This is a genomic window from Mycobacterium sp. 20KCMC460 (genome assembly GCF_022179425.1).
Taxonomy (GTDB): Bacteria; Actinomycetota; Actinomycetes; order Mycobacteriales; family Mycobacteriaceae; genus Mycobacterium; species Mycobacterium kiyosense.
The window spans coordinates 3,904,005-3,927,189 of record NZ_AP025524.1 but is presented as its reverse complement, the minus strand read 5'-3'; the positions used below and the strand labels follow the sequence as shown (position 1 = coordinate 3,927,189).

Below are 23,185 nucleotides of genomic sequence, written 5' to 3'. Positions count from 1 at the left end.
GCGATAGGGCACCGAGCCAACTCAGTTGTACGCCGTGCTCCCCGCCACCGGATGCGTCGTGCTGATCAGCTTCGCGATACAGTGATCCCGGTCGAATCCTCTACTGCTGCACCAACTCAACGCGCCCTGGGCATCGCCGAACGTATAGCCCGCAATCGTCACCCAGTAGTTGGACTCGGAGAAGGTCGACCAGTCACCGGACCACAGCAGCTTGGCGTTGTACAGGCTCCGCAGCCGCTCGTGCTCCCGCAGCGCCATCGCGTTGTCCCACGCGACGCCGCCTTCGATCGTCCCGGGACGCTTGGAGCTGAGCTGGGGAACCCACCTATTCATCGCATCCGACGCGACGACCGAGCGATCGAGATTCACGTACTGCCTCAGCTGCACTTCGGCATCCTGAACCTGCGCGGCGGTGGTCGTTGGAACCGCGACCGAACGCGTCGTCGTCGGCGGCGTCGTCTGGTAACTCGGCTGAGCCGTCGTCTCAGAGGTGGACTGAAGAGCAGGTTGCGTCGAGGGGGGATAGGCAACAGCAGGCGAGGGATTATCCGAACCAGAGTTCTGATTCGCGACCACGGCGACCGCGAGCACGATCACGACCACTACAAGTGTGGCTGCGACCGCGACCAACGCTGGCACCAGATAACGTCGTGAATCCTGCTGCGGCGGCATCGTTAAAAGCGTTGGCGCAGAATTGAACTGCGCGTTGAAGTGCTGGTGATCACGCGGCGGTGGCGGTGGCGGCTGGTACTGCGAGGCGTACACCGTGTCCTCGGCCGCCGAGGTCGGCCGCGGCGCCGTCAGCGCCCGCTTGGCTGCCCGGGCCAACGCCCCGGCGCTGCCGTAGCGGTCGTCGGGATGCTTGGCCATCCCGCGCGCGATCACCTCGTCGAGTGCCGCCGGAACCGCCGACCTGGCCATACTGGGTCGCGGCGGCGGCGCGGACAGGTGAGCCGCGATGACCTGCTGGGCGGTACCGACGAACGGCTGACGGCCGGTCAACGTCTCGTAGAGGACGCAGGCCAGTGCGTAGATGTCCACGGCCGGCGTGGCGGGCGCATCGCTGTTGAGCCGCTCGGGTGCCATGTAGGCGAAGCTGCCCACCTGGTAGCCCGTCATGGTCAGATGGCTCTCGCCCGGCGCCTCGGCGATGCCGAAGTCGACCAGGTAGGCGAAATCGTCGGGCGTGACCATGATGTTCTGCGGCTTGACGTCGCGGTGGATCAACGCTTTGGCGTGCGCGGCATCCAGCGCCGCCGCGACCTGGCTGATGATCTCGACCGCCCGCTCCGGCGTGAGCATCCGCTTGGCGAGGATGTCGTGCAGGGTCTCGCCCTGCACCAGTCGCATGTCGATATAAAGCGTGTGGTCGATCTCGCCCCAGTCGTGAATCGGAATGACATGCGGCTCTTGCAGAATCGCCGCCGCGTGCGACTCGCGCAGGAACCGCTCCCGGAACGTCGCGTCGTCGGCGAACTGGTCGGTGAGCACCTTGAGCGCGACAGCCCTTCGCTTGTCGGTATCGAACGCCTCGTACACCTCACCCATGCCGCCCTTGCCGAGCAGCCGGTTGACTTCGTACTTCCCGAACGTCCCGCCCACGAGTGTCTTCATCGTGTCCGCCTTCCTCCCGACAGTCAGTATGCGACGGGGGTACGACAGACGGCAGGCGTTTGCCGCGAAAGGCTTACCTGCGGCGCGCGGCGCGTGGTCGGAAGGCTGGTGTGCGGCGACTCCCGCCGACAAGGTGCTGTAAGAACGGCATGATCGGGCACAGTGATCCGAGACGGATGAGACTGATGTGACACCTGAGCCGTGCGGTACCAGGTTTGCTGAATCTACCGCCCGACCCGTCAGGCAGTGCCCGCTACGTCGGGTCTCTTCCTACGATTACGCACCATGCTGCTGAGCAATGACGCACCGATGAGGACCACTCCGATCATGCCGGTCACGATCTCGTTGACGTGGAATCTGATCGAAATCAGCAAGATCACCGCCAGCGCGCCGATCGCCCAGTGCGCACCGTGTTCGAGGTACACGTATTCCGAGAGGGTCCCCTTACGCACCAGGAAAATGGTGATCGACCGGACGAACATCGCTCCGATGAAACCAAGCCCCAACGCGATCAGAATGGGATCGGCCGTGATGGCGAACGCACCGATTACCCCGTCGAACGAGAACGACGCATCCAGCACCTCGAGCTGGAGGAACAGGAAGAACCCGGCCTTGCCGGATGCCTTGACGAGTTGGGAGGGTCCGCCGGCGCCCGGATCGGTGGCGTCGTCGTCGACCGCGAACATCGACCCCAGGCTGTCGACCACCATGTAGACGACCATGCCGAGCAGGCCGGACAGCAGCACCGAGTGGCGTTGTTCGTTGTCTGAAAGGAATTCGGAGGTCAGGACCAACGCCAGCGCCGCAGCCGCCACGGACAGGTGGCCGCGTTTGCCCGCTTTGCCAAGCGGGCGCTCCAACCACGAAAGCCAGGTGATCTCGCGCTCACAGAAGATGAAGTCCAGGAACAACAACAGCAGGAAAGTGCCTCCGAAGGCGGCGATCTGCGGATGCGCTGTGGTCAGCGCGGTTTCGTAGCTGGGACTGCCATCGGGGAAGTACGCGGCATCGTTGGGTGGGGGATTGAGCGCGAGCTGCATAGCCTGGCGTGGTGCGAGGCCCGCGGTCATCCACACCACCAGCAGCGGGAAAAAGATCCGCATGCCGAACACCGCGACCAGGATCCCGACGGTCATGAAGATCCGCTGCCAGAACGCGTCCATTCGCCGCAGCACCGTCGCGTTGATCACCGCGTTGTCGAAGGACAGCGACACTTCCAGCACGCCCAGGATCGCGCACAGGATGAGCGCGTGAATTCCCCGGTAGAGGTACGCGGCGACCAGCGAACCGATCGTGACCGCAATCGACGGCCAGAAAATGCGCAATTCCACGCGTGCCCCTATCGACCCGGCCGGGTCAGCCGGGGTGCTCGCAGGTGATTACGGTGACGGCGGAATCGTGAGCGCTGGCGCGAGACCTTCACGTGTGCGCGTACCGCTCGTCGCACCTCACGTCTTGACGCCCCTCATCGAACTCCTTCGCGAACCCCTGGAACTCAGGCTAGTCTCTACGCGTTTGCCGAGGCTCGGCGCAAGTCGAGTTTCGCCGGGGTGGGTGTTGCTCGAACCGATCTGCCGGGGTCCACGTGGAACCTGTTGCGGCGCAGCTCACCTAAATGTGTCGGTGCACCGCGATAGAAGTGACGGTGTGAATCGTTTCATGGCCGCCGCGGTCGTGGTCCTCGCTGCGCTGATGTCGGCTACGGCCGTCGGATGCAGCGCGCCCGCCGCCCCGCCGGGCACCGCGGTGTCCACCCGCGTATCTCAGGCGCCTGCGTCTTCGGTGCCATCGCCCGCAACATCGACCACGGCACCCGATACGGCCCACCACATCGCGCAACTTCTCACCTCCGTGCCAGTCGTGGAACACCTGCCAAAGCTCCCGGGATACCAACGCGGCTGTAAACCCGGCCAGGGCTGCGTGTTCGGGCCCGCGTGGACGGACACCCAACACACCGGATGCGACACCCGCAATCGGGTGCTGGCCGCACAGTTGACCAACGTCGTCTTCAAACCCGGCACCCGGGACTGCAAAGTGATCCGCGGCATCCTCAACGACCCGTACACCGGGGCCACGCTCGAGTACGGCGGCCCCACGCACGACGACATCGAGATCGACCACGTCTTTGCGCTGAACCGGGCATGGGACGCCGGCGCCGCGCAATGGACCGCCGACCAGCGACTCCTGTTCGCCAACGACACCGACAATCTGCTCGCAGTCTCCGGCGCCGAGAATCGGCGCAAATCGGACTCCGGCCCAGATGAGTGGTTGCCGCCCAATCGGCAGTTCGCCTGCCGCTTCATTGAGATCTACCTGAGCGTGGCCGTCAAGTATCGGCTCACGGTCACCCAGCGGGACAAGTCTGTCGCCGAAAGTACCTGCCCCCCTTGACGTTGCCGCAAAGCCGACGACTAGCGGCGTCACCATGACAACGGAAGGGGAGCCATGGAGCCATGACCTTTGCAGAACGTTGATATCACCGGCGATAGCGCTTTCGTGAAAAGACCGCCGTCCCGCCGAGACGAGCTCGGATGCGCATGCACTGAAGATGTTGCGCTCCAAGAAAACTCGACGCGGCCCAGGGTGGGGGGCCTACTTGCGCTGCAACTCCAGGATTTGGTCGTTGCGGCCGCCGACGTAGATGTTGCCGCGATTGTCGACGGACAACCCCCAGGGATAGTTGAGACCGGTGAAGGGCAGCTCGATCTGGTCCGAGGACCCCGCGGGTAACTTCAGGGCGCGGTTGTTGCCGCTGTCGGTAACGTACACAGCGCCCTGGCTGTCCAGGGTGACACCGCCGGGCTGCTTGAGGCCCTTGAACGGTACGGGCACTTGCTTTTTCGTGTCCGTCGGCAGCATCAGGATCCGATTGTTTCCGCCGTCGGAGACGTAGATCGTACCGTTGCCGCTGACCACCAAACCCGTCGGGCCGTTGAGGCCGGTGAAGGGCACCTCGGTCTGGGTGTTGGAGCCGTCGGTCAGCGCCACCACACGGTTGCGGGCCGTGTCGGTGACGTAGACGGTGCGACTGCTGTCCACCGTCAGACCGGTCGGATTGCCGAGGTCGGTGAAGGGCAGCGTGATCGGGGCGCTCGCACCGTAGCGAAGGACCAGTACACGCTTGTTGCCGGCGTCGTTGACGTAGATCGATCCGTTGGGGTCGGCCGTCACCCCAGTGGGAAAGCTCAGTCCCTCGAATGGCAGCTGGTCGGGCGTCTTCGAGCCGGGGTGCAACGCCAGGATCCGGTTGTGCTCGGTGTCGGCGACGTACACCGTGCCGCCGTAGTCCACCGACAGTCCCTGTGGGTCACGAAGTCCGGTGAACGGCAGGGTCACCTGCTGGAACTCGTCGTGGGCGGAGTCCGACCTGCCGAAGACGACGAGGCCCGCGACAGTTGCAGCCACGGCGACCAACGCGGCCACCGAAAGGGCGGCGGCTTTGCGACGCCACCACGGCCGCGACGGTGTGGGCGCGCTCCCTCGTGCCGGAGCCGGCTCTCGCGCGGGAGTGGGCGGCAGGGTCGGCAGGGGCCGGGCGAGGGTCGGTGGGCCGTGCACATGCTGCGGCGACGCGTGCTGCGGCAAGGCAGTGCGCGGTGGTCCGGTCTGGGGTGCCGTGGCGTGTGGGCCGGTCTGCCTGGGCGGGGCCTGCGGCATCGGGACCGGCGCACGATTCCCGGGCCGGGCGCCGTAGTGAACGTGTTCGGGGATGGCCGGTCGCATCAGGGTGGGCGGTTCCGGCGGCGCGGCCGGCGGTGCGGTGAGCGCCTCGCGGGCAGCCCGCGCCAAATCCACCGCGGTGTCATACCGGTCGCCGGGATGCTTGGCCATGCCCTTGGCGATTACGGTGTCCAACCCCGGCGGCAGAGCGGGATTGGTGTTCGACGGCCGCGGCGGCGGACTGGTGAGATGCCCGGTGATCTGTCGCTCCAACGTGTTTCCCGGAAACGGGTGCTGGGCGGTCAAACACTCGTAGAGGACACACGACAGCGAGTAGATGTCCGATCGCGAGTCGATGGGTTTGGTGCTGAACCTCTCGGGAGCCATGTAGTGCCAGGTTCCCACGAAGTCTCCCGCCGCGGTCAACGCCAAATCGTCTGTTGCACGGGCGATTCCGAAATCGAACAGGTACGCGAAGTCGTCGGCGTCGAGCAGGATGTTGGACGGCTTGACGTCGCGGTGCAGCAGCCCGTTCCGGTGCGCGGCATGCAGCGCTTTGGCGACCTGGTCGATGATGGCGACCGCGCGCTCCGGCGGCAGCGGCCCGTTGTTCAGCACCGTCTGCAGGTCGCGCCCCTGGATCAATTGCATGTCGACGAACAGCCGTCCGTCGATCTCGCCGTAGGTATGGATCGGGATCAGGTGCGGGCTGCTCAACCGCGCGGCCGAGTGGGCTTCGCGGCGGAACCTTTGCTGGAAAACCTCGTCATTGGAAATCTCCGACGGCAGAATCTTGAGCGCGACGACCCGGTCGGTGGCGGTGTCGAACGCCCGCCACACCTCGCCCATGCCGCCGCGACCCAGCAACTCGATCAACCGGTATTTCCCGAACGAAGTTCCCTCCAACAAGCCCTCCTTCGATCTTCGCCAGCTACTGCCAGACCATCATGCTCCCATGCCCGGCCACGCCGCTAGGCCACGTCCGCGCAAGACGCTGTTAACCAGTTGTTCGCCAACCTCCGCCGGAAGCCCCGACCGAGACCGCTGTTTGCCCGCCGCGACGGCGACATCGCCAGCCCAGCCAGCCAGCCCAGCCAGCCAGCCCAGCTATCCCAGCTGAAAGGAATCCCGCGAAACCTGGAAGAAATGCCCACCGCCGGACTCGGTGCACTTGATGCCCGCCTGCTCGCTACTGGCACAGGTGATGGTGCCGGCGCTGATGGTCTGGCCGTAGTTCAGCGTCGGCTCGCCGGGCATGGCCAGGGTGTCGCCGTGGCAACTCCCGTGGCCGGGCTTACCGGGTTCCACCGCGAATCGGTTGCCCCACTTGATGTGCTGGGCACATTCCGGTGGTGGCGGCGGGGTGAAGGTGTACTCGTGGATGTCGCAGGCGGCGCCGTCAGCGCCGAGCATGCAGACGATGTTCCCCGACGGCGACTGAAAATACTTCGAGTCCGCGTGTGCGACGGCCGGAACAGCGATGGCGGCGGCCGCCCCGACGGTCGCGACCAGCCCGAGCTTGAAGGTGCGCATGCCGCGAGCGTAACGCCACAGCGAAGAAAGCGGCCCGAAATGACGGTGCGATAGCACTCGTGGGGAAGGTTGCGGAAAAAGGAAGTCAGCACTGGGGGACCAAAGAAGGACCAAACAAGGTGAGGGGCGCGCGACCGGGCCCGGTTGTTACCATCGCGCGGTGACCCGAGTTTCCCGGCGCGACGTGCTCAAATACGCCGCCGCCGCACCGCTGGTCGTCGCCGCAGCCCTCAGCGCGCCGCACTCGAAGGCCGCTGGGCTCGCCGATATGACCGTCTTCCTCGACCCCGGCCACAACGGCGTCGCCGACGCCTCCATCAACCGGCCGGTCCCCAACGGTCGGGGCGGCACCAAGCCGTGCAACACCTCGGGCACCGCGGCCAATGACGGGTATCCCGAGCACGCGTTCACCTGGGCCGTCACCAATATGGTCGCCGACAATCTGCGCGGGATGGGCGTCAAGGTCGGCCTGTCCCGGGGCGACGACAACTCCGTCGGACCCTGCATCGACGAGCGTGCCGACCGCGCCAACGCGGCCCATCCCGACGCGATCGTCAGCATCCACGCCGACGGCGGCCCGCCGTCCGGGCACGGCTTCCACGTCAACTACTCCAGCCCCCCGCTGAGCGACAACCAGCCCGAGCAGACCATGCAATTGGCCAACGCGATGCGCTCGGCGCTGCTGCAAGCGGGTTTTGCGCCGTCGAATTACATCGGATCCGACGGCCTCTATGGTCGCGCCGACCTGGCCGGCCTGAACCTGGCGAAGTACCCGGCCGTCCTGGTCGAACTCGGCAACATGAAGAACGCCGACGACGCCGCCACCATGGAAAGCCCCGACGGGCGCGCCCGGTACGCCAACGCCGTCACCCAAGGGATCGTCGCCTATCTCCAAGCCAAAGCGGGGTAGCATCCGACGCGTGATCGCGGTTGCCGCAACCCTGGTGGTGGCAGCCGCGGTCGTGGCGCTCGGCGTCGTCTACCTCAATCGCGACGCGCCAACACCCCACCGGACCGCCGCACCGCCGCTGCCGTCCACCACCCGAACCGCACCGCCCGGCCAACCCGACCTGGCAAGCGAATTCGCCCAATTGGCGGCCCGACTGAACGCGACCATGGGCCTGGCGGTCGCCGCCGTCGGCAGCGCCGAGCCGCCCGCGACGTGGGGCAGCTGGGAGCAGGGCCCGGCCTGGTCGACCAGCAAGGTGCCGTTGGTGATCGCCGCCTACCGCGAGCAGGGCCACATCACCGACAAGATGAGGGCCGCGATCACCGAATCCGACAACGCCGCCGCCGAGGCGCTGTGGCAGCAGTTGGGTGAGCCGGCCACCGCCGCCCGCAAGGTGCAGCAAAGCCTGCAGGAAACCGGCGACCCGACGACAGTCCAGTCCCGCAAAGTCCGGCCCGAATACACCGCTTTCGGCCAGACCATCTGGTCGCTGGCCAATCAGGCGCACTTCACCGCTAACGCGTTCTGCGACAAGCGCAATGACCCGATCTTCGATCTGATGGCGCAAATCCAGCAGCAGCAGACCTGGGGAATCGGCACCATGGCCGGAGCCCGATTCAAAGGCGGCTGGGGCCCCTCGGAATCCGGCATATACCTGGTCCGCCAGCTCGGCGTGATCGACACACCGGCCGGGAAAACCGCCGTCGCCATTGCCGCGCAACCGATTTCGGGATCCTTCGACGACGGAAGGCACGCCCTCGACGAAGCCGCCACCTGGCTGACCAGCCACCTCGCCCAGCTGCCCGCCGGAAAGTGCCCGGGCAAAGGCTAGACAAGCCGGCGCCGTGCCGCATAATCCCTACGGGAGGCGATGACGGTGTCAGCGGGAGATCAGCGAGTCGGCACGACCTTCGGCAAATACACGATCACCGGCGTCCTCGGTAAAGGCGGCATGGGCGAGGTCTACGAGGCCTACGACAACCAGATCGGCCGGTCGGTCGCCCTGAAGATCATCAAGAGCCAGTACGCCCACGACCGCAAGTTCCGCACTCGCTTCGAGCGGGAATCGCACGCGGCGGCGACGCTGCAGGAGCCGCACGTCATCCCGATCCACGGTTTCGGCGAAATCGACGGCTCGCTGTTCATCGACATGCGGCTGGTCCGTGGCAAAGACCTGGAAGCTCTGCTGGCCAAAGGACCGCTGGATGCGCCGCGGGCCGTCGCCATCGTCAACCAGATCGCCGCCGCGCTGGACGCCGCGCACGCCGAGGGCCTGGTCCATCGCGACGTCAAGCCGCAGAACATCCTGGTCACCCCGGCCGACTTCGCGTACCTGGTGGACTTCGGGATCGCCGAGGTGGTGGGGGAGAACACCCGGCTCACCGCGACCGACATGCGCGTCGGGTCGTGGGCCTACATGGCGCCGGAACGATTCGCCGGCACCGAGATCACTCCGGCCGCCGACATCTACTCACTGGCTTGCGTGCTGTACGAAGCGTTGACCGGTGAACTGCCTTTCCCGGGCAAGACCCAGGGCGGGTTGATCGCGGCACACATGTCCACGCCGCCGCCGCGGCCCAGCCAGACCAACCCGCGGGTTCCCGCGACGTTGGACGACGTCATCGCCCGCGGCATGGCCAAGGAACCCGACGACCGCTACGGCAGCGCCGGGGCGCTGGGTCGCGCCGCCGAACGGGCGCTGCGCAGTGGTGTGCGCACCGTGGTGGATCCGACGGACGAGCCGACCCGGCAGCTGTCCTGGGCGCCGGCGCCACCCACCCTGCCGCGGGCTTACCCCCCGTCTCCACCGTCGCCGCCCGCGCCGCCGCCGTATCAGCAGGTCTACCCGCAGACGTACCCGCCGTCAGGGCCGCAGCCGGTGATCACCAATCAGGTTGCGGATCAACAAGATCGGCGTTGGGTGCTGCCCGTGGTGATCGGCGCCTGCGTGGTGCTGGTGCTCGGAGTGATCGGCATGGTGGTGAGCCTGCTGAGGAAGCCGGATTCGCCGCAGAGCGGTGCCGCATCGTCGGTGAGCGTCCCGCCCACGATTCCGCCGTACTCGGGCGAGCCGACCGACTCGTCCAATTCGCCGCAGCCGAGCCCGTCGCGACCCGCCAACGTCACCCCTCCGCTGGTGGCCGGCCCGGATCAAAGCGCCGCGCACCAAAGCTGCGACTTCGGTTATCACCGCAACGACAGCACCGCATTCGGCTCACGCAGCGGCCGGGGCTCGCCGCAGACGTCGTGCTTCTTCGCGCAGTCCGTGCTGGACTCGTACTGGAGTGCCTACGGAAATGCGACCACCGATGCGCGGACGGTGTCGGCGCCGGGTTCGGTTGCCTGCCCGACGATTCCGGGCGCGGAATGCAACGGGGCGAACTTCGTCATGCGGTGCGCGGGCGACGGCCCGAACCCGTGGATCCGGTGCACGGGCGGTAAGGAAGCGGTCGTCTACCTCTGGTAGCAGGATGGCATCACGCCAACCAATCCCGGATCGCCGCGGCGAACCGCTCCGGGGCATCCGACTGCACGTAATGCCCTGCGCCGTCGATGATCTCGGTGCGGTGATCGGGGAAGACCTGTTCCCACCGGCGCAACTCGTTGTCGCCGAACGCGATGTCGCCGGTGGCCCAGATGATGAGAGCCGGCATCGATGCCAGGCCCGGCAGGGCGGCCTCGATCTCAGCCAGGAACGTCCGAGAGCCGGTGATGCGGCGGGGAAAGACCGCCGAGGCGTACCGCCGCTCCGGGCTGTCCAGGGCCTTGCGGTAGTGCGCCATCTCGGTGCCGCTGGGCTTCCGCCACCGGTGCCCCGCCGGGATCATGGCGTTGACGAAGAGGTTGAACTGCCTTATCAGCAACCGTCCGAGCGGTCCGCCCATCAGGCGCGAGAAAATCTCGAAGTGTGGGCCGCTCACCGGCCAGGCCCAGGTATTGGCCACCACCACCCGATCGAAGGCGTCGGGATTACGCGCGACCGTAGCCAGCCCGATCGGCCCACCCCAGTCGTGGACGACGACCGTCACCCCGCTCAAGCCGAGCCTGTCGACGAAAGCGGCGACCACCTCGGCGTGCTCCTCGGGCACATACCGGTAGCCCGGCGCGGCCTCGGACAATCCAAATCCTGGATAATCGATTGCCACACAACGGAATTCATCACGCAGGGCGCGGATGGTGTCCCGGTACACGAACGACCAGGTGGGGTTGCCGTGCAGGAACAGCAGCGTGGGCCCCGACCCTTCGTCCACATAGTGGATGGTGTGCCCGTCGATCTCGACGAAGCGGCTCTGAAACGGGAACAACGTCTCGTCGACCCAGGCGGGTCGATCGGTGACGGTCATGCCTAACCCCTTCCTACGGATCCTGCTTGATATACTAAAGCACACTTCATTTTATAAAGCAGGGTGAGATGGGAAAGAACTTCGGTCAGTACTGCGGCCTGGCCCGCGCGCTCGACGTGGTCGGCGACCGCTGGAACCTATTGATCGTGCGACAACTCCTGGTGGCGCCCGCCCGTTACCGCGAGCTGCTCGACGGTCTGCCGGGTGTAGCCACCAACCTGCTGGCCGGCCGCCTGCGTGAACTCGAGGCGGCCGGAGTGATCGAACGACGGCTGGCCGATGGCGCGGCCGTCACCTACGCGCTCACCCCTTGGGGGGCGCAGCTGCGCGAACCGATCGAAGGGTTGATCCGCTGGTCCACACCGCTGATGATCCGGGGCCCAGAAAACGACGTCTTCCGCGCCGAGTGGCTGCTGGTGGCGCTGCCGGCACTGCTGGCCGACCGAGTGCCCGGGGATCGGTCGGTGACGGTGGGCATATCCGTGGCGGGTGAGATGGTGCAGCTGCGGATGACGCAGTCGGGTGTCGAGGTGAGCTTGCCGGATGGTCGTGAGTTGGACGCCGTGCTGCACGCCGAGGCCGCGATGGTGCTGGGTCTCGCGGTGGGGATGCTCACCCTCGACGACGTCGCGGCCGCGGTGCACATCGACGGCGACCAGGCCGCTGTGCGGGCCATCTTCGAGCGGCCGGTCAGCCCAACGTCGGCAGCGTCACGCTCGGCCGGATCCGCCGACTGACGCCGACGGCGAAAGCCTTTGCCGGTGGCCCGGATACGCTGAGCCATATGTCTGACCTCTCCAAGGAACAGCTGTGGAAGCAGCGCACCGAGTGGCCGCTGGCCCTGATTGCCGCCGCCTTTCTCACCATGTACTCGATACAGGTGCTGACCCGGCCCGGAGCAGAGTTGTCGCACTCGCTGCAGGTGGCGTGCTGGATCGCGTGGAGCCTGTTCGTCATCGACTACCTCGTCCGCCTGCTGTTGGCGACAGACCGTTGGCAATGGTTCCTGCGGCACTGGTTCGACTTCTTGATCGTGGTGCTGCCGCTGATCCGGCCACTGCAATTGGTGCGGCTGGTGGTGCTGATGGGAGCGCTGCAGCGGGCCGTGGGTGACGCGGTGCGCGGCCGGATTCTGCTGTACACCATCTCTGGGGTACTGCTGTTGATCTATGTGGGCTCCCTCGCCGTGCTCAACACCGAACGCGGCGTGCCACACGCCACCATCGACTCGTTCGGCACGGCCGTCTGGTGGGCGATCACCACCGTCACCACCGTCGGCTACGGAAACCTGTATCCGGTCACCGTCACCGGACGGGTCATCGCCGTGGTCCTGATGATGGGCGGCATCGGCCTGGTCGGTGTGGTGACGGCATCACTGGCGTCCTGGATCGTGCAACGCGTCGAGGAGACCGACACCGCCAACCAGGCGGCGACCGCCGCCCAGATCGACGAGCTTCGCGAGGAGATCCGGGCCTTGACCGACCAGCTGCAGCCCCGGGAAGCCAGATGGCTGTAGCAGACTCGTAGCCCGGTGCGGTCAGCGACGCGCCGACCCGGTCAGCTGCTGGCCGTCGGCGCCTTGCAGCAGACAGATCACGGTGCTGGGGTTGGGATCGGCAGCCTCCTGCAACACCGAATCGGCTTGCGGGGGAGTCTAAGCACCGCGCCGGCCAGCGGCGGCTCATTCGGGCAAGTTCCCGTCGGACCGTGCTAGTTTCGGCCGAGATGTTTCGCCGCCGACTCTCCGAAGCCCAGCACGTCATGCAACCCGCCCTGCGGTTGCGCGACCAGGCCGAGGCGCTCGCCGGATACATCGAACGCGGCGACACCGTGCTGGACGTCGGGTGCGGAACCGGGTATCTGTCGGCCTATCTACGCGACATGTACGGCGCGGACCCGACCGGCATCGACGTGACGGACGCACGCGTGACCGACATTGCGTTCGTCGAATTCGACGGCACCTCGATCCCGTTCCCGGACAACTCATTCGACCATGTCGTGCTCAGCGAGGTGCTGCATCACAGCCACGACCCGGTGCGGTTGACAACCGAATGCCACCGGGTGGCACGCCGGCGCATCTTCGTCTTCGAAGACATGCCCGACGGGGTGATCGGCAAAGCCGCGCTGTACGCCCACGTGCACGCGTTCGCCCGCTACCACCGCTACCCTTACGCGCCAGCGCGTTTCGACGAGTACCGTCAGGCACTGGCCTGGCTGGCCACTACCGCAGCGAATGTCGCGCGCATCCCGCAACCGCCGGAGTGGCTGAGCGTCTATCCGCGCGTGCTGTTCGTCTACGACGTCACGACCTGATTGCCTCGACCGCCCAGGCGGGCATCACCGGCGCGCGGGTGAGGCCGTGACCGGCCTGACCGATGCTGCGCAGCAGCCATTGCACGCGCAGAATGCAGCAACCCATCCGCACCATGGCGAAAATCTCATACCACCACAGCGCCTGAAGGGGGCGGCCGATCATCTCCTCGAATCGGGCGACGACCCGCTGCCGCGTGTCGAAGCCGGGCAATTCCGGATCGGCTGTGATGCCGTTGACCTCCATGGTCTGGCGTCGTGTGGCCAGCCACCACGCGAAGTCGGTTTCGGCCGGGCACAGGCAGGCCTGCTCCCAGTCCAGCGCCCCGACGATCGCGCCGCTGTCGTCGAAGATCGCGTTGGACAGGCGGGCATCGCCCCAGCACACCGCCAATTCGGCGGGGTCCTCGGGCCGGTGACGGTGCAGCCAGGCGAACGCGTCGACGATCAGTTCGGGCACCTGCGTGTCGGTGGCCCACTCGACATAGTCGCGCCACCATGCGAGTTCGGCGGTGTTGCCCACGCCCTGCGGGCGTCGCAGCCACGGCGCCTGGTCGACCGGAACCCGTTGCAGCGCAACAAGTGTGTCCAGAAACGAGTCGTGCACCCTCCGTTGCACCTCGATCGCGGCGCCGTGCAGCCAGCCACGGGATGCATACGACGTGTCCGACGGGGTGTGCCCGACGATGCGCGGCATCACCAGGAAGGGCGCGTCGAGCCAGTGCGTGTCGGGTTCGTAGTGGATCGGCGATGGTGTGGCGATGCCGTGGGTGTGCAGGAACTGCTGGGTGCGGGTCTGGCCGGCCAGGTCGTACTCGGCATAGACCCCACCGCCGGTGGGCGGGATCCGCACCACGTATTCCCGGGCGTCTTTGCCGGCGCCGTGGACGCTGAACAGCAGGCTCACACTCGACCATCCCGCGGCCCGGTTGGCCGGCCGCAGTTCGCCGACGTCCATGGGTGTGCCGAACCTGTGCTCGAACCACGCCGCGAGCTGGCGACGAGTCGTGGCAAGGTCTCGTTGGAGGAGGGACAGTCCAGCCATGGACAGACATTTACATATTGCGTAACAGATGTAAATAGCAGAGGGTTACATACCCGGTGACTGACGTAAAGGGGTAACTGATGGCGCGACCTGAGCCACTGACCTTCGGCGATATCCACGACACGGCGAAGCCGTTGGCCGTCGCGGTACACGGCTTCCCTGACACCCCGCACACCTGGCGCCATCTGGGTCCCGCCCTGGCCGACCTGGGATACCGGGTGGTGGCACCCTGGCTACCGGGTTACGACGCCCCGGCCAGCGGACCGATCAGCGTGGGAACCTATGTGCGACACATTCTTTCGGTACGGTCCAGCCGTGGCGGTGACGAGCGCTCCGTGCTGATCGGCCACGACTGGGGTGCCCACACCGGCTACGGCACCGTCGGCTTCCAGCCCGACGCGTTCCGCCGGCTGGTGACGCTGGCCGTGCCGCCCAGCGCGGCGCTGGGGGAGACGATGTTGGGCTACCGGCAACTCAAGCGATCGTTCTACATCTGGTTGATCCAGCAGGTAGGCCTAGCCGAGACGGCACTGACCCAGCCGGGCTTCTGGGAGCAGCTCTGGGCCGATTGGTCGCCGGGATACGATCCGCAACAGGATATTTCGTGGCTGCGCGAACACGTCACCGCCGAGAACATCGCGAGTGTCATCGCCCCGTACCGCGCCACCTTCAACCCAGCGTTCGCCGACCCCGACGCGGAAGCCGAGGCGATGGCCACGTTCACGCCACCGCCGATCCCCACCCTGTACCTGCACGGCTCCCAGGACGGTGGACTCGGCGCCGAGGTGGTCGCCGGCGCCGCCCGCCATCTACCGGTGCCCGGCTCGGCATTCGAAATGATCGACGGCACTGGTCATTTCCTGCATCTGGAACAACCCGAGTTGGTCAACGCCCGCATCTGCGGATGGCTGGCCGGCTAGGCCGTGCGCGCCGCCCGGCGGTCGATGCCCGCGGCATAACGTAATTCGTCGAGAAAGCGCTGACGGTCGTCCCCGCCCACCAGATAGTGGCACACCGCAACCCGGACCACCGTCGCCGCCGCCAGGTCGGCGTTCTCGCCGGGGATCAGCCGGGCGATCCGCTCGTGCAGAATCGGCATCACCCGTTTCATCTGCGCAAGAACATGTTCCGGCTCGGTGTCGACCAGGAATCCCAGCGAATAAGTGTGCTGGAAATCGACGACGAATTGTAAAGCCGCGTCCAATCTTTCGCGGCCACGCAGACCGGCCATCGCCGAGGCGATCCCGGCGTCGAAGTTGTCCTGCTCATAGAGGCCGAAGGCGGCCAGTAACTCGTCTTTGGACGGGAAATACCGGTACAGCGTGGGCCGGGACACCTTCGCCTCGGCGGCCACCTCCGAGAGCATCAACCGTTTGCGCCCGCTGCGGGCGAGTACCACGAACGTGGCGGCCAGAATCCGGCGGCGAGTCGAGGATTCGGCAGCAGGCGGCACACGGGTGGACACCCTGAGTACTTTACATCTGTGCCGTCAAATGTCACACTGCGAATCGAGACACACGGTGATCTGACGTAAGGCAAGTGGTGATGACGGACCTGGTCGTCCGGAAGATGTCGTTCGAGTTCGACACGTCGGTGTCCGAGGTGCCGTTCCTGTGGCAGCCGGCTAATCCGCATTTCGCGATCTTCTGCAACGCGTTCACCTTCATCGCGGTGCCGTTCGAGAAATACATCATCGCCGCACTGCGCCAGGCGCAGGATCGGCTGGCCGAAGACCCGGAGGTCGCCGCGGAAGCCGACGCCTTCCTGCGGCAGGAAGCCCAGCACTCCGCGGCGCACCGCAAGCACATGCTGGCCCTGATCGAGCAGTACCCCGGCCTGCAGCGCTGCTACGACCAGACCATGGCGTCGTATCAGGAGTTGATCGCCGCGCACCCGGTCGAGTTCCACGCCGCCTACATCGCCAACCTGGAAGCCACCTTCACTCCGATGTTCAAAGTGATTCTGGATCATCGGGATTCGCTATTCGGCGGTGCGGACCAGCGGGTCGCGGCGCTGATGATGTGGCACTTCGTCGAGGAGATCGAACACCGCAGCTCCGGGCTGCGGCTGTATCGGCACCTGATGCCCGATCCCTGGTATCGGGTCAAACGCATCCGGCACACGTTCCGGCATGTCGGCTACATCGCGAACACAGTCGCCCGGGCCTTCGACGAATGCATCCCGCTGCCCGACCGCGGGACGTCGGCCGAGCAGGTGATGGCCGATCCGTTGCGCAGCGAGTTCGGCTACCGCATCGGCAGACGGGGCGTACGCCCGGTGTTTCATGCCGTACCCGACACGCACCTGATCAAGATGCTGTGGCGGTTGGCGTTGTCGCAGACGCCGTACCACGACCCGGCCGACCAGCCGCTGCCGCAGTGGGCGGCAACCTGGATGGCCGAGTACGACCGCGGCACCGATATGACGACATACGCCGGCGGCTGAGGCCGTTGGAAACCCCGAGAAAGGCGATTCAGCTTGCTGTCCACCAACTATGGCGGGCTGGTGCCCGAGGACGAATCCCTGACGCATCAGATCGTCGACACGTTCGCCACGGTCAGCCAGTCGGATCCGTCCTGGACCGAGAAGATCTGGACCATCGCGCACGCCCGCGACAACTCGCTGCAACTGGTGCTCGGCGTCGGCAAGTACACCAACAGGGGAGTGTTCGACGGCGCGGGCGGGGTGTGCCGCGGTACCGAGCAGTGGACGGTGCGTGCCGGCCGGCGGCTGTCGTCGGACCCGTCGGGAACCGACGTCGGACCCGTGCACTACCGCGTCGTCGAACCACTCAAAGCCGTTCGCGTCACCTTGGACAAGACCGAGCACGCACCCATCGCCTTCGACGTCACCGTGCGGGGCAGCTTCGACGCGGCACTGGAAGACCCCTGGCCGGACCGTAGCCCGGACGGCTACCGGGTGAGCCATAACGTGTTGCGCTACCACCAGATTGGCGTCGCATCCGGCTGGGTGGAGGTCGAGGGGGAGCGCACCGAGGTCACGCCTGCGACGTGGATCTCGATCCGTGACCACTCGTGGGGTCTGCGGCCCGGCGTCGGCAAGCCGATCCCCGGCCTGCCGCGCGGGGGCCGGCGGATCAACCAGATGTTGATGACCTGGTGCCCGATGACGATGGTGCGTCCGGACGGATCGGCCTACTCGCTGTTCGTCTTCTTCCAGCAGGAGCGCGGCGAGGGTTTCGAGGCCACCAGATTCCAGGCCGAACAGCAGAACGAGGACGGCACCGCCTACCGGTTCGCGGCCGTCGACCAGGACCTGCACTTCGAGGACGGCAACCGCCGGCTCACCCACGGCACCATCACGCTGACCGAAACCGACGGCAGCACAAGGCCGTTGACCATCACCGCGGCCGGACCCACCGGCTTTCACCTGGGCACGGCCGGCTATTACGGCTGGAACGACTGGGTGTACGGCCAGTGGGTCGGCGAATTGAAGGTCGAGGGGTACCACGTCCCGGACTGCGACCAGCCCGAGATCGCCCGCCAGGTACACCAGTTGCGGGACCTGTTGGTGCGGGTGGAAGATCCCGCCGGCGGGGGGGTGGGGCTGGGCAACGCCGAGACGTTCGCGCTGGGCGCCTTCCCCGAACGTGGCCTCAGCGCCGAGAATTCGTTTCTGTAGCTGTTCAGCCCGTCGTCGCCGCTGCCCGGTCCGTCGCGGTCAGGTCGGCGCGCAGCAGGTGTTTGAGGATTTTGCCGGACGGGTTGCGCGGGATGTCCCGCACGATGAGCTCGCGGGGCAGCTTGTAGGCACTGAGGCGTTCGGCACCGAAGGAGCGGAGTTCTTCGAGCGTCAGCGAGTGACCGGGGTGCGGGGTGATGACGGCGACGACCGTTTCGCCGTAGTCGGGGTGCTCGCGGGAGACCACCGCGATATCGGCGATTGCCGGGTGCGCGGCGAGTTCGTTTTCCACTTCGACGGAGTAGATGTTGCGTCCACCGGAGATGATCATGTCCTTGAGGCGGTCGACCAGGGTGATGTAACCGTCGGCGTCGATCGTGGCGACGTCGCCGGTGTGCAGCCAGCCGTCGCGGATGGTCTCGGCGGTGGCCTCCGGATTGCGCCAGTACCCCTTCATGACGGTCTCGCCGCGCAAAACGAGCTCGCCCGTGCCACCGGGGCCGACGTCATTGCCGTCCGGGTCGACGATCCGGGCCTCGGTGTTGAACAGCGCATGTCGCCCGCTGGCATCAGGGCGCTCGCGGACCTCCTGGGCGCTGCTGTAGATGCCGCCCGGGCCGCCCTCGGTCTGCCCGCATGCCTGAATCAACTCGAGGTGTGGCAGCGCTTCGAGCGCTTCCTGCACCGCTGAGGCCGGCATGGGTGCGGCACCGAACAGGCCGACGCGCCACGCGGACAGGTCCCTGGTGGCGAGCTCGGGATGACGCAGCAGTAGCTGATACATCGTCGGGACGCCGAAAAATGCGTTGACCGAATGCTTTTCGAGGGCATCGAGTACTGCGTCCGGGCTGAAGGCCGGCAGGATCACGTGCGTGGCGCCCAGTTGAGTGCCTCCCACAACCAGAATGGTGAGGTCGGCGGCGTGATACATCGGCGCGACATGCAGCACCCGATCGCCGTCCCGCAGCCCGAGTACCGCCGCGGCGTTCAGGCCCACCCAGAGGACGCGGTGATGGTCGAACAGCGCGCCTTTCGGGCGCCCAGTGGTGCCCGAGGTGTACAGGATGGCCGCATCGTCACTTTCGGATACCTCGACGTCCGGTGCGGTATCCGGTTGTGCGGCAGCAAGTCTCGCCAGCTCCGGATCCAGTGCGATCGGCGGATATACCAGCGACGGTGCGGCTGCGCACCTGCCGGCGGCCTCCGCCGCGGTAGGGCCGAAAACCAGCACGGCCGCCTGCGAGTCGTCGAGCAGGTACTGCAGCTCGGCGGCAGTGGCCGCCGGGTTCGCCGGGACCACCAGGGCGCCCAGGCGCCACGCGGCATACGACGCGAGATAGAAGCTGTCGCTGTTAGCCGACATCAGCACCATGCGATCGCCCTTGCGCAGCCCAGTCGTCGCCAGCGCCCTGGCCGTCTGGTTCACTTTCGCGTCGACCTCGCGGTAGCTCAACTTGCGATCGCCGAAGATCAGCGCCGGACGGGCGGGGCAGCGTCCCGCGTTGGTTGCCAGAACACCTGCGAGGGTAGCCATGCTTTCCAAATGTAATGTTGACTATCCAATTGGTCAATGACCTTTCCTGGCGTATAGTCAGCCCATGACCATCGATGGGGCAGTCGACGTCCCGGCGGATCTGACGGCCAAGGCGCGGATCCGCAACGCGGCTCTGGAACTGTTCGCCGAGAAGGGCGCGGCCAACACCAGCATCCGGGAGGTGGCCGCCGAGGCGGGAATCACCCACGGACTGGTGGTCCACCATTTCTCCAACAAGGACGGGCTGCGCCGCGCGGTCCGCCAGCATGTCTTCGAATTGCTCCGGCAGGCGCTGGAATCGGTGCCGGCCGAAGGCGGCGCCCAGCAGATCCGCCATGCCCGCGACAGCAGCGTGGACCGACTACTGACCGCCAAGCCGGCGCTGATGACCTACCTGCGCCGGGCGATGCTGGACCCGGTCGAATCCGATCCGGAACTCGTCGCCATGCTGGCCGACTTCACCCTCGCCGAGGTTCGCAGCCTTCGGTCGCGCGGCCTTGCCGGCACCGAGACGCCCGATTATCTACAGGCGATGGCCGTGATGATCCGGGAACTCGGGCCGCGATTGCTTGCCCCAGTGGCTCAACAGTTTTGGGGCTGCCTCGCGGGGGAACACGCCGGGCCGGCTCCCTCGCTCGAAGTCGCGATGAAGCCCAGTTAGGGCTGCGCCTAACTCCAGGTGACCGGCAGGCGTTTGATGCCGTGGATGAACTGCGACAGCAGCCGAGCCGGCTCCGCCGTCGCGGTGATGTCGGGGATCTCGCGACGCAATTCGTCGAACACCACCCGGATCTCGCGGCGCGCCAGGTTGGCGCCCAGGCAGAAGTGTGCGCCGCCACCGCCGAAGCCGACATGCGGGTTGGGGTCGCGGGTCACGTCGAAAGTCCACGGGTCGGCGAACTTCGACTCGTCCCGGTTGGCCGAGCAGTACCACATCGAAACCTTGTCGCCGGCAGCCATTTTGGTGCCGGACAGTTCGAAATCCTGGGTAAGGGTGCGGCGCATGTAGATCACCGGTGAGGCCCAGCGCACGATCTCCTCGACCGCGCTGTGCGCCAGCCCGTCGTAATTTGACCACCACTTCTCCCGCTCGGCCGGGTAGCGGGACAGCGCCAGCACGCCGTGACTGATGGCGTTGCGGGTGGTCTCGTTGCCGGCCACCACCAGCAGGATGAAGAACATCGCGATCTCCGACGACGACAGCCGCTCGCCGTTCACCTCGGATTCGACCAGCGCGGTGGTCAAGTCGTCGTGGTGGTGGACCCGGCGGTCGTCGGCCAACGCGGTGGCGTAGGCGCCGATGTCCATCGAAACCTGAAAGAACTCCGCGAAATCGGTGGTCAGATCCGGGTCGCCGAATCCGAGAATCACGTTGGTCCAATGGAATATCCGCTGATGGTCCTCCTCGGGGATGCCCATCATGTCGCAGATGATCTGCAGCGGCAGCGGTCCGGCCAGTTCGCTGACCAGATCGGCGTGCCCGTCGGGATGCCCGGCGATCATCGACGTCACCAACCGGTGCGCCCGATCCCGCACCGAGGCCTCGATTCGGGCCACCACGCGGGGCGTGAAGGCCCGGCTGACGATCGAACGCAGCCGCTGATGACGCGGGTCGTCCAGCACGATCATCGATCCGAAATACTCGGCCAGCTCCGGTGTTTGGTCGTTGATCGTGATGCTGGGACTCGAGCTGAAAACCTCCGGATGGCGGCTGGCGAAGAACACGTCGTCCAGCCTGGTCAGTGCCCAATGCCCGGCGCCGGAGTCGAATCCCTCATAGTCGACCGCGGGCCAGAACGAGATAGGCGCCTCACGCCGCAAAGTGGCGAAGGCGCCGTCGCGATAGTCGTCGTCGCGAGCCCAGAAATCCAGCGAGCCCAGCTGGATATCGGCCAGCGCCACCCGAGGTGGCGGCGCGCCGTTCAATCGCGGCGTCAGGCCGGACTCGGTCTTGAGGTCCATGCGCTTCTCCTCTTCGGTTTCGCGTCAGTGCGAACAGACCGCCCGGCCGGGCGTACCGGTGGAATGCGCGTCGTTGACCACGTTGCCATCAACCACGATCTTGCAGGCGATGGTGCCCTGACCCTGCGCACTGAGCACGAAGACCTCGCCGCCGAACGCCTGGAACTGAGTCGACCACGGCAGCGCCACGTTCACCGCGTGCTGCTGGCCCTTCTCGTCCTGCCACGAAATGTATTCGGCGACACCGGGTCCGCTGACTTCGTAGCGCACTTGGGGGAATTCGCCCGGCATGGGCGTGGCGTGCGCGACAACCGTGGAAGCCGCGAACGCGGTACCGCTGACCAACAGGAACGTGGCTAGGCGACGACTGTTCATAAATGTTCATGTTGTCATCACCCCGGGGTGATTACGAGACCCTTTCGCCAAGCAACTTAGGGTGAACCCGGGCGGGGCGAACCTGGAGGTCTGATGTCGCAGAGCGCAAAGAGAGTCGTCGTATGGGGCACCGGGTTCGTGGGCAGGATGGTGATTCCCGAGATCGTCAAGCATCCGTTGTTCGAATTGGTGGGCGTCGGCGTCAGCAACCCGGACAAGGTCGGCCGCGACGTCGGTGACATCTGCGGGCTGGCCGAACCGGTGGGCGTCACCGCCACCGACGACGTCGACGCCCTGATCGCACTGAAGCCCGACGCTCTGGTGCACTATGGCCCCACCGCCATGCACGCCAAGGACAACATCTCGCTGATCACCCGCTTCCTGCGGGCCGGCATCGACGTGTGCTCGACGGCGATGACGCCGTGGATCTGGCCGACCATGCACCTCAATCCGCCCAACTGGATCGAGCCGATCACCCAAGCGTGCGAGCTGGGTGAGGCGTCCTGCTTCACCACCGGCATCGACCCCGGATTCGCCAACGACCTGTTCCCGATGACCCTGATGGGGCTGTGCTCCGAGGTGAAGAAGGTGCGCGCGTCGGAACTGCTCGACTACACCAACTACGAAGGCGACTACGAACGGGAGATGGGCATCGGGCGCGAACCCGAGTACAGCCCGATGCTGGAGAATTCCGACGTGCTGATCTTCGCCTGGGGTGCCACCGTGCCGATGATCGCCCACGCCGCGGGCATCATGCTCGACGAGATGACCACCACCTGGGACAAGTGGGTCACCCCTACCGACCGCAAGTCCGCCAAGGGCGTCATCAAGGCGGGTCAGGTGGCCGCGGTCCGGTTCACCATCAACGGGCTCTACCGGGGCGAGACACGCATCCAGCTCGAGCATGTCAACCGCATCGGGCTCGACGCCGCCCCGGACTGGCCGACCGGCCACGACAACGACGTCTACCGCGTCGACATCGAAGGAACCCCGAGCATCTTCCAGGAAACCGCGTTCCGGTTCACCGATGGCACCGGCCGAGACGCGGCCGCGGCCGGCTGCCTGGCGACCGGCCTGCGGGCCCTCAACGCCGTCCCGGCGGTCAACGACCTGTCGCCGGGCTGGGTGACCGCACTGGATCTGCCGCTGATTCCCGGCGCCGGCACCATTCGCTGACCAGCGCAAACAGTTCGGCGTCGGATGCGCTGCACAGCGCA

The 23,185-nt window shown here is 66.3% G+C and carries 22 protein-coding genes and 1 pseudogene; 12 read left to right on the top strand and 11 right to left on the bottom strand.

Annotated features, from left to right (window positions below; genetic code table 11):
- Window positions 1-21 precede the first annotated feature (21 nt).
- A complete protein-coding gene (locus MKCMC460_RS18220; RefSeq protein ID WP_238304667.1) occupies window positions 22-1,614 on the bottom strand; it encodes a serine/threonine-protein kinase in 1,593 nt (530 codons plus the stop codon).
- Window positions 1,615-1,853: 239 nt separating this feature from the next.
- Window positions 1,854-2,945 (bottom strand): DUF475 domain-containing protein, encoded by a 1,092-nt coding sequence (locus MKCMC460_RS18215; RefSeq protein ID WP_236982652.1) that lies wholly within the window; start codon window positions 2,943-2,945, stop codon window positions 1,854-1,856.
- A gap of 316 nt (window positions 2,946-3,261) precedes the next feature.
- Between MKCMC460_RS18215 and MKCMC460_RS18210 the strand changes: the two genes are divergently transcribed.
- Window positions 3,262-4,005: an HNH endonuclease family protein gene (locus MKCMC460_RS18210; protein ID WP_236982654.1), complete on the top strand. Its 744-nt coding sequence runs from the start codon at window positions 3,262-3,264 to the stop codon at window positions 4,003-4,005.
- Window positions 4,006-4,206: 201 nt separating this feature from the next.
- On the opposite strand, the gene MKCMC460_RS18205 is transcribed toward MKCMC460_RS18210, so the two are convergent.
- Together MKCMC460_RS18205 and MKCMC460_RS18200 are read right to left on the bottom strand one after the other, a co-directional pair.
- Window positions 4,207-6,180, bottom strand: a complete 1,974-nt coding sequence (locus tag MKCMC460_RS18205) for a serine/threonine-protein kinase PknD (RefSeq protein WP_236982667.1) — start codon at window positions 6,178-6,180, stop codon at window positions 4,207-4,209.
- Window positions 6,181-6,381: 201 nt separating this feature from the next.
- Window positions 6,382-6,807 carry a DUF6636 domain-containing protein gene (locus MKCMC460_RS18200; RefSeq protein ID WP_236982669.1) on the bottom strand — a complete coding sequence of 142 codons (426 nt, stop codon included), beginning with the start codon at window positions 6,805-6,807 and terminating at the stop codon, window positions 6,382-6,384.
- A gap of 160 nt (window positions 6,808-6,967) precedes the next feature.
- Between MKCMC460_RS18200 and MKCMC460_RS18195 the strand changes: the two genes are divergently transcribed.
- From MKCMC460_RS18195 to MKCMC460_RS18185, 3 genes are read left to right on the top strand one after another with little or no spacing between them, the layout of a single operon-like run.
- A complete protein-coding gene (locus MKCMC460_RS18195; RefSeq protein ID WP_236982676.1) occupies window positions 6,968-7,717 on the top strand; it encodes an Rv3717 family N-acetylmuramoyl-L-alanine amidase in 750 nt (249 codons plus the stop codon).
- A 10-nt stretch (window positions 7,718-7,727) separates the two neighbouring features.
- A complete protein-coding gene (locus tag MKCMC460_RS18190) occupies window positions 7,728-8,588 on the top strand; it encodes a class A beta-lactamase-related serine hydrolase (protein WP_238304666.1) in 861 nt (286 codons plus the stop codon).
- Between the two features lie 45 nt (window positions 8,589-8,633).
- Complete coding sequence (locus tag MKCMC460_RS18185; protein WP_255735205.1) at window positions 8,634-10,223, top strand: serine/threonine-protein kinase; 1,590 nt, start codon at window positions 8,634-8,636, stop codon at window positions 10,221-10,223.
- A gap of 10 nt (window positions 10,224-10,233) precedes the next feature.
- Here the strand turns inward: MKCMC460_RS18185 and MKCMC460_RS18180 are convergent, their stop codons facing one another.
- Window positions 10,234-11,100, bottom strand: coding sequence for an alpha/beta fold hydrolase (locus MKCMC460_RS18180; protein WP_236982684.1), 867 nt, complete (start codon window positions 11,098-11,100; stop codon window positions 10,234-10,236).
- A gap of 68 nt (window positions 11,101-11,168) precedes the next feature.
- On the opposite strand from MKCMC460_RS18180, the gene MKCMC460_RS18175 reads away from it, so the two are divergent.
- A complete protein-coding gene (locus tag MKCMC460_RS18175) occupies window positions 11,169-11,837 on the top strand; it encodes a helix-turn-helix domain-containing protein (protein WP_238304665.1) in 669 nt (222 codons plus the stop codon).
- Window positions 11,838-11,884: 47 nt separating this feature from the next.
- On the top strand, window positions 11,885-12,616 hold the full coding sequence (locus tag MKCMC460_RS18170; RefSeq protein ID WP_236982686.1) for a potassium channel family protein: 732 nt from the start codon (window positions 11,885-11,887) through the stop codon (window positions 12,614-12,616).
- Window positions 12,617-12,637: 21 nt separating this feature from the next.
- On the opposite strand, the pseudogene MKCMC460_RS18165 reads toward MKCMC460_RS18170, so the two are convergent.
- Window positions 12,638-12,718: pseudogene (locus MKCMC460_RS18165) on the bottom strand (hypothetical protein); the annotation flags it as partial.
- 89 nt (window positions 12,719-12,807) lie between these two features.
- On the opposite strand from MKCMC460_RS18165, the gene MKCMC460_RS18160 reads away from it, so the two are divergent.
- On the top strand, window positions 12,808-13,413 hold the full coding sequence (locus tag MKCMC460_RS18160) for a class I SAM-dependent methyltransferase (RefSeq protein WP_236982688.1): 606 nt from the start codon (window positions 12,808-12,810) through the stop codon (window positions 13,411-13,413).
- Here the strand turns inward: MKCMC460_RS18160 and MKCMC460_RS18155 are convergent.
- Window positions 13,403-14,455, bottom strand: a complete 1,053-nt coding sequence (locus MKCMC460_RS18155) for a phosphotransferase family protein (RefSeq protein WP_238304663.1) — start codon at window positions 14,453-14,455, stop codon at window positions 13,403-13,405. The two genes, MKCMC460_RS18160 and MKCMC460_RS18155, sit on opposite strands and share 11 nt — an antisense overlap.
- Window positions 14,456-14,535: 80 nt before the next feature.
- Here MKCMC460_RS18155 and MKCMC460_RS18150 point away from each other — a divergent pair, with 80 nt between their 5' ends.
- On the top strand, window positions 14,536-15,375 hold the full coding sequence (locus tag MKCMC460_RS18150; protein WP_236982692.1) for an alpha/beta fold hydrolase: 840 nt from the start codon (window positions 14,536-14,538) through the stop codon (window positions 15,373-15,375).
- Here the strand turns inward: MKCMC460_RS18150 and MKCMC460_RS18145 are convergent.
- On the bottom strand, window positions 15,372-15,920 hold the full coding sequence (locus MKCMC460_RS18145; RefSeq protein WP_236982694.1) for a TetR/AcrR family transcriptional regulator: 549 nt from the start codon (window positions 15,918-15,920) through the stop codon (window positions 15,372-15,374). The genes MKCMC460_RS18150 and MKCMC460_RS18145 overlap by 4 nt on opposite strands.
- Before the next feature lie 80 nt (window positions 15,921-16,000).
- Between MKCMC460_RS18145 and MKCMC460_RS18140 the strand changes: the two genes are divergently transcribed.
- Complete coding sequence (locus tag MKCMC460_RS18140) at window positions 16,001-16,900, top strand: metal-dependent hydrolase (RefSeq protein ID WP_236982696.1); 900 nt, start codon at window positions 16,001-16,003, stop codon at window positions 16,898-16,900.
- 33 nt (window positions 16,901-16,933) lie between these two features.
- Complete coding sequence (locus MKCMC460_RS18135; RefSeq protein ID WP_238304662.1) at window positions 16,934-18,097, top strand: hypothetical protein; 1,164 nt, start codon at window positions 16,934-16,936, stop codon at window positions 18,095-18,097.
- A gap of 4 nt (window positions 18,098-18,101) precedes the next feature.
- On the opposite strand, the gene MKCMC460_RS18130 is transcribed toward MKCMC460_RS18135, so the two are convergent.
- Window positions 18,102-19,631 (bottom strand): class I adenylate-forming enzyme family protein, encoded by a 1,530-nt coding sequence (locus MKCMC460_RS18130; RefSeq protein ID WP_238304661.1) that lies wholly within the window; start codon window positions 19,629-19,631, stop codon window positions 18,102-18,104.
- A 64-nt stretch (window positions 19,632-19,695) separates the two neighbouring features.
- Between MKCMC460_RS18130 and MKCMC460_RS18125 the strand changes: the two genes are divergently transcribed.
- Window positions 19,696-20,292 carry a TetR/AcrR family transcriptional regulator gene (locus MKCMC460_RS18125; RefSeq protein WP_236982700.1) on the top strand — a complete coding sequence of 199 codons (597 nt, stop codon included), beginning with the start codon at window positions 19,696-19,698 and terminating at the stop codon, window positions 20,290-20,292.
- 8 nt (window positions 20,293-20,300) lie between these two features.
- On the opposite strand, the gene MKCMC460_RS18120 is transcribed toward MKCMC460_RS18125, so the two are convergent.
- The gene (locus MKCMC460_RS18120) at window positions 20,301-21,593 is read right to left on the bottom strand and encodes a cytochrome P450 (RefSeq protein ID WP_238304660.1); all 1,293 of its coding nucleotides are present in this window, start codon (window positions 21,591-21,593) and stop codon (window positions 20,301-20,303) included.
- A 24-nt stretch (window positions 21,594-21,617) separates the two neighbouring features.
- Window positions 21,618-21,968, bottom strand: coding sequence for an MmpS family transport accessory protein (locus tag MKCMC460_RS18115; RefSeq protein ID WP_236982709.1), 351 nt, complete (start codon window positions 21,966-21,968; stop codon window positions 21,618-21,620).
- A gap of 93 nt (window positions 21,969-22,061) precedes the next feature.
- Here MKCMC460_RS18115 and MKCMC460_RS18110 point away from each other — a divergent pair, with 93 nt between their 5' ends.
- Window positions 22,062-23,144 carry a dihydrodipicolinate reductase gene (locus MKCMC460_RS18110; RefSeq protein ID WP_236982712.1) on the top strand — a complete coding sequence of 361 codons (1,083 nt, stop codon included), beginning with the start codon at window positions 22,062-22,064 and terminating at the stop codon, window positions 23,142-23,144.
- Window positions 23,145-23,185 lie beyond the last annotated feature (41 nt).

Bases quoted from the DNA above. Each gene is read 5' to 3' on its own strand.
- MKCMC460_RS18220 (WP_238304667.1), bottom strand. From the start codon at position 1,614: ATGAAGACACTCGTGGGCGGGACGTTCGGGAAGTACGAAGTCAACCGG.
- MKCMC460_RS18200 (WP_236982669.1), bottom strand. From the start codon at position 6,807: ATGCGCACCTTCAAGCTCGGGCTGGTCGCGACCGTCGGGGCGGCCGCC.
- MKCMC460_RS18180 (WP_236982684.1), bottom strand. From the start codon at position 11,100: ATGACCGTCACCGATCGACCCGCCTGGGTCGACGAGACGTTGTTCCCG.
- MKCMC460_RS18175 (WP_238304665.1), top strand. From the start codon at position 11,169: ATGGGAAAGAACTTCGGTCAGTACTGCGGCCTGGCCCGCGCGCTCGAC.
- MKCMC460_RS18170 (WP_236982686.1), top strand. From the start codon at position 11,885: ATGTCTGACCTCTCCAAGGAACAGCTGTGGAAGCAGCGCACCGAGTGG.
- MKCMC460_RS18155 (WP_238304663.1), bottom strand. From the start codon at position 14,455: ATGGCTGGACTGTCCCTCCTCCAACGAGACCTTGCCACGACTCGTCGC.
- MKCMC460_RS18150 (WP_236982692.1), top strand. From the start codon at position 14,536: ATGGCGCGACCTGAGCCACTGACCTTCGGCGATATCCACGACACGGCG.
- MKCMC460_RS18140 (WP_236982696.1), top strand. From the start codon at position 16,001: ATGACGGACCTGGTCGTCCGGAAGATGTCGTTCGAGTTCGACACGTCG.
- MKCMC460_RS18130 (WP_238304661.1), bottom strand. From the start codon at position 19,631: ATGGCTACCCTCGCAGGTGTTCTGGCAACCAACGCGGGACGCTGCCCC.
- MKCMC460_RS18125 (WP_236982700.1), top strand. From the start codon at position 19,696: ATGACCATCGATGGGGCAGTCGACGTCCCGGCGGATCTGACGGCCAAG.
- MKCMC460_RS18120 (WP_238304660.1), bottom strand. From the start codon at position 21,593: ATGGACCTCAAGACCGAGTCCGGCCTGACGCCGCGATTGAACGGCGCG.
- MKCMC460_RS18115 (WP_236982709.1), bottom strand. From the start codon at position 21,968: ATGAACAGTCGTCGCCTAGCCACGTTCCTGTTGGTCAGCGGTACCGCG.
- MKCMC460_RS18110 (WP_236982712.1), top strand. From the start codon at position 22,062: ATGTCGCAGAGCGCAAAGAGAGTCGTCGTATGGGGCACCGGGTTCGTG.